Raw genomic sequence first — 9,135 nt, 5'->3', positions numbered from 1 at the left:
GCTGGCGATGTCGAGAATGTCGTAGCCGCGATAGTGCAGATCGTTGCCGGTCTTGCCGACCGTGCACAGGGCCGTGTTGCCCGCGGTCACGCCCGACAGCGCGACGGATTTTTTCGGCTTGAAGCCGCTTTGCGTTCCGTTGCCGCCTGTTGCGCCAGCGGCTTGGGTTGTCTCGCTCATCTTCCGCCTTCTCCAGTGTGCCGGCTGATTGCTGCCGTTCCAACCCTGTCGCTCATGCCGCCGACTGTCCTTTAGCGCCCGCTTTCGCAAAAAGCGGCGCCGCTTCTTGCGCAACAGCGCGGCCGGTGGTTTGCGCGCGGCGCAGCACCGACCAGTAATAGCGATAGCTCGCACGGTCGTGCAGCGTATCGCCGTGACGCGTCGGGCCCCAATGCGCGGACTGCGCTGCCAGGAGGATTTCGGTGGCGGTGGCGATTTCTTCGTCGCGCGGCGCGAACGCCGCGACGATCGGCTCGATCTGCGCCGGATGGATGCTCCACATACGCGTGTAGCCGAACTCGTTGCGGGCACGCTGGGCGTCGTTCGAGACCACGCTCATGTCGCGTACTTCGGTGCTGACGTTGTGCGACGGCACCTTGCCGTACGCATGACAGGCCGCCGAAATCTCGAGCTTCGCGCGCCGCACCAGCGGATGATCGAACTGGCCCGGTGAGCGCATCGCGGTATCGGGAATCGCGCCGTCGTGCGCGGAGACGAAGTCCATCAGGCCGAAGCTCAGCGCCTCGACGCCCGGCAGCGCGGCCAGCTCGAACACGCGGACGAGCGCGCCGTGCGTTTCGACCAGCAGTTGCACCGGCACCGGTTGCGCGACATTGAGCTCGCGCCGCGTCGCCTCGATGAACGCGATCATTTCGGCGGCATCGTGGACGTTGCGGATTTTCGGCAGGGTGATGTAAGCGGGGGCCCGCTTCGCGGCGCGCAGAATCAGGCGCACGTCGTCGCGCCAGTGCGCGTGAGCAAAGTCGTGGATGCGCACGCCGACGCGGCCGAAGCGGTCATGCTCGCTGCCCAGCAGCGACGCGACCAGCTCCGCGTGCTCGGCCTCGCGGCCGACCTGCGCGCCGTCTTCGCAATCAAGCGTGATATCGAACACCGGGCCGAGGTGCTGCTGCAATGCGAGCGACTTCAGCATCAGTTTTTCGCTGCCCGCGTAGTGATCGCAGGCAGGGAGGACAGCGGGCGGCGCTTCGCCTTCGAACAGCACTTCGGCGGGTGTGAGAACGCGCATCTTCGGCGTGTGGGGCGTGGTGAGGATCAGGGGGAATCGGATTCGGGCGTGCTCTGCGCGAGTGTCGCCGGGCAATCGCAAAGCACGTTCGAATCAGACGCGAATGGCGATGATTGAATGGCCATTCGCACGAAAAAAACCGGAACCCGCCGCGCTAACGGTTCGGAGTTCCGGTTCATCCGCATCAGGTGCTTAGCCGAGCAGATGCTGAACGCCGTCGCGCTCTTCCAGCAGTTCCTGCAGCGTGCCGTCCATCTTTTCGCGCGAGAACGCGTCGATTGCCAGACCTTCGACGCGCTTGTATTCGCCATTCTCGCAGGTCACCGGCACGCCGTAGATGATGTCTTCGGGGATGCCGTACGAGCCGTCCGACGGAATGCCCATCGTGACCCACTTGCCGTTCGTGCCGAGCACCCAGTCGCGCACGTGGTCGATCGCGGCGTTAGCCGCCGATGCCGCCGACGACAGGCCGCGCGCTTCGATGATCGCCGCGCCGCGCTTGCCGACGGTCGGGATGAACGTGTTACGGTTCCATTCGTCGTCGTTGATCAGCTTGGTCAGGTCCTGGCCTTCTGCCGTCGCGAAACGGAAGTCCGGGTACATGGTCGGCGAGTGGTTGCCCCATACCGCGAGCTTTTCGATCGATGCGACCGGCTTGCCCGACTTGGCGGCCAGTTGCGACAGCGCGCGGTTGTGGTCCAGACGCAGCATTGCGGTGAAGTTCTTCTTCGGCAGATCCGGTGCCGACTTCATGGCGATGTACGCGTTCGTGTTGGCCGGGTTGCCGACCACCAGCACCTTCACGTCGCGGCTGGCGACGTCGTTCAGCGCCTTGCCTTGAACCGTGAAGATCTCGGCGTTGGCCGACAGCAGATCCTTACGCTCCATGCCCTTCGAACGCGGACGCGCGCCGACGAGCAGCGCAATGTCGGCATCCTTGAACGCGACCCTCGGGTCGTCCGTGATCACGACGCCCGACAGCAGCGGGAATGCGCAATCATCCAGTTCCATCACGACGCCTTTGACGGCGGCTTGCGCTTGCGGCAGATCGAGCAGTTGCAGGATCACCGGCTGATCCTTGCCGAGCAGGTCGCCATTGGCGATGCGGAACAGCAGGGAGTAAGCGATTTGACCTGCGGCGCCGGTGACGGCAACGCGCTTTGCGGGCTTAGCCATTGAGAATTCTCCAGGACGATGCGTTAGACGCTAGGGAAAACGCCATTCTATATGCGCGTTCAGCGAAGCGTTATGAAACACGGCGGAAATCACTGTTCGCGTGCGGCTCGGAATGTGCCGAGACCGGGAGGCGCTTTGCGGCAAGACCACCGTGCCGAAAATCTGTACTGCCGAGCGGGACCGGATGGACCTGGGCTCACGCCGGGCCTGGGCCGCAACCACACGCTGCGGGCTCCGGCGAACAGCCCGGTTCGGCAAACGTCTGGCCAGCGCGTGCGACACCGATACAACGCGCGAATGCAACGGATGGCGGCGAATCGAAACCTGAACTGCGTGGAGGACGGCATGGCGCAGAGTGGCGGCCGGAGCGTCGCGGCGCTGCATCATACAGCCCTCGCAAAACCCCGCAAACCCTTGCTCGACAAGGAGTGTAGGAGTCGAAACCGGCAAAGTCAACAGTATCTTATGTCTTATATAAGACATATCTATCGCGGGAAAAACCTAGACGTGCCCCAGCCCTTTATGATGAAATGCGCGCATGAATTCGAACCCGGCGAATCCTGTGAATCCGAACGGCCAGGGGGCCGCGGGCGAAGGAGTACCCGCTGCCGGTGCAGCTGCGTCGCCTACTTTCAGCCCTTTGTATCAGCAGATCAAGGGCTTGATTACGCAGAGCCTTGAAAGCGGCGAATGGAAGCCGGGCGAAATCATCCCTAGTGAGGTCGAACTGGCCGCGCGTTTCAAGGTGAGCCAGGGCACCGTGCGTAAGGCGATCGACGAACTGGCGGCCGACAACCTGCTGGTGCGTCGTCAGGGCAAGGGCACCTTCGTTGCCACGCACAACGAAGAGCGCGCCCAGTTCCGCTTCCTGAGACTGCTCGCCGACGACGGCGCGGAGCATCCGCACGTGAGCCGCCTGCTCGAATGCCGGCGGCTGCGCGCTTCCGCGGAAATCGCCCGGCAACTCGATCTGAAGCCCGCCGATCCCGTCGTGCTGATCAAGCGTTTGCTGCAGTTCGACGGCGAAGTCACGGTGCTCGACGAGATCTGGCTGCCCGGCGCCGTGTTCCGCGGGCTCACGCTCGAGCGGCTGTCGGAGTACAAGGGTCCTCTCTACGCGATGTTCGAGACGGAATTCGGCACCCGCATGATTCGCGCGACGGAGAAGATCCGCGCGGTCGCGGCGGACCCTGCCGTGGCGGACCTGCTGCATGTGCCGGCGGGTTTTCCGTTGCTCTCGGTCGAGCGCGTGTCCTATACCTATGGGGACCGGCCGGTCGAAGTCCGGCGGGGTTGGTATGTCACAACCGGGTATTACTATCAGAACGACCTGAGCTAACGCAGGTTGGAACGAGGCGCGGCGTCCCGCACGCGTGCCGATCGGAAGGCGCTTTCATTGCGCGCGCAGCCGAGAAACCATGGTGGTTTTCGCTGCAGCGCGATATAAAAAGGCGCTAAAATTGCGGATTGGTGTGACTACATAGTAGGGGTCTAGCATGGCAGAAGCCGTAAAAAAACCGAGGCCGGAATTCCGGAACATCGGTCTTGGGCAAATATTGACGGCATACCGTCTCCCGTTGGCGGGACGCGTGTCGATTCTGCACCGCGTGAGCGGTGCCTTGTTGTTTCTCTTTCTTCCGTTCCTGCTGTTCCTCTTCGATCAGAGCCTGACTTCCGAGCTGAGCTTCGAAGTCTTCAAGGGCTTTCTCTCCAACATCATCGTCAAGCTGATCACGCTCGTTCTCGCTTGGGCTTTCCTGTTCCACTTCTGCGCCGGCATCCGTCACCTCGTGATGGATACGAATCACGATGCCGTGTCGAAGGAGAAGGGCAAGTCGACCTCCATCGTCGTGATCGTCGTGTCGTCGCTGCTTACCGTTGCATTCGCGGCAAAACTGTTCGGAGCATTCTAAAAAATGGCAGCCAATAACCGAATCGGTTCGAAGCGTCTCGTCGTCGGCGCGCATTACGGTCTGCGCGACTGGCTCGCGCAGCGCATCACCGCCTGCGTGATGGCGGTCTACACGGTGATTCTGCTCGCGTGGTTCTTCGGCGCGCACGACTTCTCGTACGACGGCTGGGCGTCGATCTTCGCGACGCAGTGGATGAAGCTCGCCACGTTCGTCACGCTTCTCTCGCTGTTCTACCACGCTTGGGTGGGTGTGCGCGACATCTGGATGGATTACGTGAAGCCGGTTGGCACGCGTCTCGTCCTGCAGGCGTTGACGATCCTCTGGCTGCTCGCATGTGCGGGCTACGCTGCGCAGATTCTCTGGAGAGTATAAAAGCATGGTTGCAATCAAGAATTCTCTGCCGCGTCGTAAATTCGACGTGGTTATCGTCGGCGCGGGCGGCTCGGGGATGCGCGCGTCACTGCAACTCGCGCGCGCCGGTCTGTCGGTCTGCGTGCTGTCCAAGGTGTTCCCGACGCGTTCGCACACGGTCGCGGCGCAAGGCGGCATCGGCGCTTCGCTCGGCAACATGAGCGAAGACAACTGGCATTACCACTTCTACGACACGATCAAAGGCTCCGACTGGCTCGGCGACCAGGACGCGATCGAGTTCATGTGCCGTGAAGCACCGAACGCCGTCTACGAACTCGAACACTTCGGCATGCCGTTCGACCGTAACGCGGACGGCACGATCTATCAGCGCCCGTTCGGCGGCCACACCGCGAACTACGGCGAAAAGCCGGTGCAACGCGCCTGCGCGGCGGCTGACCGTACCGGTCACGCGCTGCTGCACACGCTGTACCAACAGAACGTTGCTGCCAAGACGCAATTCTTCGTCGAATGGATGGCGCTGGACCTGATCCGCGACGCCGACGGCGACGTGCTCGGCGTGACCGCGCTGGAAATGGAAACCGGCGACGTCTACATCCTCGAAGGCAAGACCACGCTGTTCGCCACGGGCGGCGCGGGCCGGATCTTCGCGGCATCGACCAACGCGTTCATCAACACCGGTGACGGCCTCGGCATGGCGGCCCGTTCGGGCATCGCGCTGCAGGACATGGAATTCTGGCAATTCCACCCGACCGGCGTGGCCGGCGCGGGTGTGCTGATCACCGAAGGCGTGCGCGGCGAAGGCGGTATTCTGCGTAACTCGAACGGCGAGCGTTTCATGGAACGCTACGCGCCGACGCTGAAGGATCTGGCGCCGCGCGACTTCGTTTCGCGTTCGATGGACCAGGAAATCAAGGAAGGCCGCGGTGTGGGTCCGAACAAGGACCACGTGCTGCTCGACCTGTCGCACATCGGCGCCGAGACGATCATGAAGCGTCTGCCGTCGATCCGCGAAATCGCGCTGAAGTTCGCGAACGTCGACTGTATCAAAGAGCCGATCCCGGTCGTGCCGACCATCCACTACCAGATGGGTGGTATTCCCACGAACATCAACGGCCAGGTCGTTGGTACGCCGCGCGGCCACGAAGAAGTCGTCAATGGTTTCTACGCAGTGGGCGAATGCTCGTGCGTGTCGGTGCACGGTGCGAACCGTCTCGGCACGAATTCGCTGCTCGACCTCGTGGTGTTCGGCCGCGCTGCCGGCAACCACATCGTCAAGCACGTGAAGGAACTGAAGGAACACAAGCCGCTGCCGGCAGATGCTGCCGACTTCGCGCTGTCGCGGCTGGCGAAGCTCGATAGCTCGTCGTCGGGCGAGTACGCACAGTCGGTCGCGAACGACATTCGCGGCACGATGCAGAAGCACGCGGGCGTGTTCCGTACCTCGGCCCTGCTGGCTGAAGGCGTCGGAGCTATCCGCGAAGTGGCCGCACGCGTCGACAACATCCATCTGAAGGACAAGTCGAAGGTCTTCAACACGGCCCGTGTCGAAGCGCTGGAAGTGGCGAACCTGATCGAAGTGGCGCGCGCCACGATGGTCTCCGCCGAAGCGCGCAAGGAAAGCCGTGGCGCGCACGCGCACAACGACTTCGAACATCGCGATGACGAAAACTGGCTGCGCCATACGTTGTGGTTCAGCGAAGGCGATCGCCTCGACTACAAGCCGGTCCACATGAAGCCGCTGACCGTCGAATCGGTTCCGCCGAAAGCGCGTACCTTCTAAGGCACAAGTCAAAGGAATTCAGAGAAATGGCCAAGCGTACATTTGAAATTTACCGCTACGATCCGGACAAGGACGCCGCACCGCGCATGCAAACGTATGAGATCGAAATCGACTCGCACGAACGCATGCTGCTCGACGCGCTCGTCAAGCTGAAGGCGCTCGACGAAACGCTGTCGTTCCGTCGCTCGTGCCGCGAAGGCGTGTGCGGTTCGGATGCAATGAACATCAACGGCAAGAACGGCCTCGCGTGCCTGACGAACCTGAACGACCTGCCGCAGAAGATCGTGCTGCGTCCGCTGCCGGGCCTGCCCGTCGTGCGTGACCTGATCTGCGACTTCACGCAGTTCTTCAACCAGTATCACTCAATCAAGCCGTACCTGATCAACGATACGCCGCCGCCGGAAAAGGAACGTCTGCAGTCGCCGGAAGAACGCGATGAGCTCGACGGCCTGTACGAATGTATCCTGTGCGCGAGCTGCTCGACGTCGTGCCCGAGCTTCTGGTGGAACCCGGACAAGTTCGTCGGCCCGGCTGGTCTGCTGCAAGCCTACCGCTTCATCGCGGACAGCCGCGACCAGGCAACCGGCGAACGCCTCGACAATCTGGAAGATCCGTACCGTCTGTTCCGTTGCCACACCATCATGAATTGCGTCGACGTTTGCCCGAAGGGCCTGAACCCGACCAAGGCAATTGGCAAGATCAAGGAATTGATGGTTCGCCGCGCCGTCTAGTATGAATGAGCCCCGCGCTCCCTCGCGTGCGCTGCCCCGAAGGGGGCGGTCAGTACGCCTCAGGGCGGCCCGGGGTGGACCGACATGACCGATACATCGCATCAGTCCGACCCTCTCCGCCGTGCGCGCCTACGCTGGCGCGCACGCCGGGGCCTGCTGGAAAACGATCTGATTTTCGAGCGTTTTTTCAGCCGATATGAGCATGACCTCAGCGATGCCGACGTGGGCGCACTCACGCGCCTGCTCGAGCTGAGCGATAACGACCTGATGGACTTGCTACTCGCGCGCAAGGAACCAGAAGGCGATCTGGCCGACCCGGACGTGATCCGGGTTCTGACGTTGCTGCGCAACGCTTGAGCGCCGCCAGTCCGTTGTTCCAGGCGTGCAATTATCGAAACCCTGTTTTTATACTTCGATTGAGGATGTGCTATGACCCCGTCAGATGTTAAAGCCACGCTATCGTTCAGCGACAATTCGCCGAGCGTTGAAATGCCGATTTACAAGGGCACCATTGGCCCTGACGTGATCGACATTCGCAAACTGTACGGCCAGACCGGCAAATTCACGTACGATCCGGGCTTCATGTCGACGGCGGCGTGCAATTCGGCGATCACCTACATCGACGGCGACAAGGGTGAACTGCTGTACCGCGGCTACGCGATCGACAACCTCGCGGAAAACGCCGACTTCCTCGAAACCTGCTACCTGTTGCTGAACGGCGAGCTGCCGAACGCGCAGCAGAAGGAGGAATTCGTCGACACCGTCACGAAGCACACGATGGTGCACGAGCAGATGCAGTTCTTCTTCCGCGGCTTCCGTCGCGACGCGCACCCGATGGCGATTCTCGTCGCCGCGGTCGGCGCGCTGTCCGCGTTCTATCACGACTCGCTCGACATCAATAACCCGCACCACCGCGAAGTGTCGGCGATCCGCATGATCGCGAAGCTGCCCACGCTGGTGGCGATGGCGTACAAGTACAGCATCGGCCAGCCGTTCGTGTACCCGAAGAACGACCTGTCGTACAGCGCGAATTTCATGCGCATGATGTTCTCGAACCCGTGCGAAGAGTACAAGGTCAACGACGTGCTGGTGCGCGCGCTCGACCGTATTCTCATCCTGCACGCGGACCACGAGCAGAACGCCTCGACGTCGACCGTGCGTCTTGCCGGTTCGTCGGGCGCGAATCCGTTTGCATGTATCGCAGCGGGTATCGCGTGTCTGTGGGGTCCGGCGCACGGCGGTGCGAACGAAGCCGCGCTGAACATGCTGGAGGAAATCGGCTCGGTCGACAACATTCCTGAGTTCATCAAGCAGGTGAAGGACAAGAACTCGGGCGTGAAGCTGATGGGCTTCGGTCACCGGGTGTACAAGAACTACGACCCGCGCGCGAAGCTGATGCGCGAAACCTGCCACGAAGTGCTCGAAGAGCTGGGCCTGCACGACGACCCGCTGTTCAAGCTCGCGATGGCGCTGGAGAAGATCGCGCTCGAAGACGAATACTTCGTGTCGCGCAAGCTGTACCCGAATGTCGACTTCTATTCGGGCATCGTGCAGCGCGCGCTGGGCATTCCGACCTCGATGTTCACGTGCATCTTCGCGATGGCACGTACGGTCGGCTGGATTGCGCAGTGGAACGAAATGATCGCCGATCCGGAGCAGAAGATTGGCCGTCCGCGTCAACTGTTCATCGGCGAGGCGCCGCGCGAGGCGAAGCCGATCGCACAGCGCTAAGCACTGGTCGACCTCGACACACGCGCTTCGTCGCGGCATTCGTGCCGCGCAGCAGCGCGAAATCGGAGTGAATGTAACGCCTCAACGGGTCTACCGTTGGGGCGTTTCTGTTTGTGCGTGCGCCGCAGGTCGCGCATGCCGCGCGTTGCTGCCGTCGTGGCCGACGCTTGCCGGGTAACGTCG

9 protein-coding genes and 1 pseudogene are annotated in these 9,135 nt (G+C 62.2%); 7 read left to right on the top strand and 3 right to left on the bottom strand.

Annotated features, from left to right (window positions below):
• The 3 genes and pseudogenes from LJ655_RS28285 to LJ655_RS28275 all read right to left on the bottom strand — a co-directional run.
• Positions 1-180 (bottom strand): annotated as a pseudogene (locus LJ655_RS28285) (2-methylcitrate synthase); the annotation flags it as partial.
• Between the two features lie 52 nt (positions 181-232).
• Positions 233-1,249, bottom strand: a complete 1,017-nt coding sequence (locus LJ655_RS28280; RefSeq protein WP_230564463.1) for an HpcH/HpaI aldolase/citrate lyase family protein — start codon at positions 1,247-1,249, stop codon at positions 233-235.
• 192 nt (positions 1,250-1,441) lie between these two features.
• A complete protein-coding gene (locus LJ655_RS28275; RefSeq protein ID WP_230564462.1) occupies positions 1,442-2,425 on the bottom strand; it encodes a malate dehydrogenase in 984 nt (327 codons plus the stop codon).
• Between the two features lie 538 nt (positions 2,426-2,963).
• Between LJ655_RS28275 and LJ655_RS28270 the strand changes: the two genes are divergently transcribed.
• The 7 genes from LJ655_RS28270 to gltA all read left to right on the top strand — a co-directional run bounded on the left by LJ655_RS28270 (position 2,964) and on the right by gltA (position 8,952).
• Entirely contained in the window at positions 2,964-3,764 is an 801-nt protein-coding gene (locus LJ655_RS28270) for a GntR family transcriptional regulator (protein WP_230564461.1), read from the top strand.
• A gap of 157 nt (positions 3,765-3,921) precedes the next feature.
• Complete coding sequence (gene sdhC, locus LJ655_RS28265) at positions 3,922-4,338, top strand: succinate dehydrogenase, cytochrome b556 subunit (RefSeq protein WP_230564460.1); 417 nt, start codon at positions 3,922-3,924, stop codon at positions 4,336-4,338.
• 3 nt (positions 4,339-4,341) lie between these two features.
• Positions 4,342-4,710 carry a succinate dehydrogenase, hydrophobic membrane anchor protein gene (sdhD, locus tag LJ655_RS28260; RefSeq protein WP_230564459.1) on the top strand — a complete coding sequence of 123 codons (369 nt, stop codon included), beginning with the start codon at positions 4,342-4,344 and terminating at the stop codon, positions 4,708-4,710.
• Positions 4,711-4,714: 4 nt separating this feature from the next.
• Entirely contained in the window at positions 4,715-6,490 is a 1,776-nt protein-coding gene (gene sdhA / locus LJ655_RS28255) for a succinate dehydrogenase flavoprotein subunit (protein WP_230564458.1), read from the top strand.
• Positions 6,491-6,516: 26 nt separating this feature from the next.
• On the top strand, positions 6,517-7,221 hold the full coding sequence (locus LJ655_RS28250; RefSeq protein WP_008924387.1) for a succinate dehydrogenase iron-sulfur subunit: 705 nt from the start codon (positions 6,517-6,519) through the stop codon (positions 7,219-7,221).
• An 84-nt stretch (positions 7,222-7,305) separates the two neighbouring features.
• On the top strand, positions 7,306-7,578 hold the full coding sequence (locus LJ655_RS28245; RefSeq protein WP_230564457.1) for an FAD assembly factor SdhE: 273 nt from the start codon (positions 7,306-7,308) through the stop codon (positions 7,576-7,578).
• 72 nt (positions 7,579-7,650) lie between these two features.
• The gene (gltA, locus tag LJ655_RS28240) at positions 7,651-8,952 is read left to right on the top strand and encodes a citrate synthase (RefSeq protein WP_230564456.1); all 1,302 of its coding nucleotides are present in this window, start codon (positions 7,651-7,653) and stop codon (positions 8,950-8,952) included.
• Positions 8,953-9,135 lie beyond the last annotated feature (183 nt).

It is taken from the genome of Paraburkholderia translucens, assembly GCF_020881035.1.
GTDB classification, from domain to species: Bacteria; Pseudomonadota; Gammaproteobacteria; order Burkholderiales; family Burkholderiaceae; genus Paraburkholderia; species Paraburkholderia translucens.
Note: the sequence above shows the minus strand (reverse complement) of the source record. Positions and strands in the feature narration are given on the sequence as shown.

What these genes read in the sequence shown, in the direction of transcription:
- LJ655_RS28250 (WP_008924387.1), top strand. Translation starts at nt 6,517, where the DNA reads ATGGCCAAGCGTACATTTGAAATTTACCGCTACGATCCGGACAAGGAC.
- sdhD (WP_230564459.1), top strand. Translation starts at nt 4,342, where the DNA reads ATGGCAGCCAATAACCGAATCGGTTCGAAGCGTCTCGTCGTCGGCGCG.
- LJ655_RS28280 (WP_230564463.1), bottom strand. Translation starts at nt 1,249, where the DNA reads ATGCGCGTTCTCACACCCGCCGAAGTGCTGTTCGAAGGCGAAGCGCCG.
- LJ655_RS28275 (WP_230564462.1), bottom strand. Translation starts at nt 2,425, where the DNA reads ATGGCTAAGCCCGCAAAGCGCGTTGCCGTCACCGGCGCCGCAGGTCAA.
- LJ655_RS28270 (WP_230564461.1), top strand. Translation starts at nt 2,964, where the DNA reads ATGAATTCGAACCCGGCGAATCCTGTGAATCCGAACGGCCAGGGGGCC.
- LJ655_RS28245 (WP_230564457.1), top strand. Translation starts at nt 7,306, where the DNA reads ATGACCGATACATCGCATCAGTCCGACCCTCTCCGCCGTGCGCGCCTA.
- sdhC (WP_230564460.1), top strand. Translation starts at nt 3,922, where the DNA reads ATGGCAGAAGCCGTAAAAAAACCGAGGCCGGAATTCCGGAACATCGGT.
- sdhA (WP_230564458.1), top strand. Translation starts at nt 4,715, where the DNA reads ATGGTTGCAATCAAGAATTCTCTGCCGCGTCGTAAATTCGACGTGGTT.
- gltA (WP_230564456.1), top strand. Translation starts at nt 7,651, where the DNA reads ATGACCCCGTCAGATGTTAAAGCCACGCTATCGTTCAGCGACAATTCG.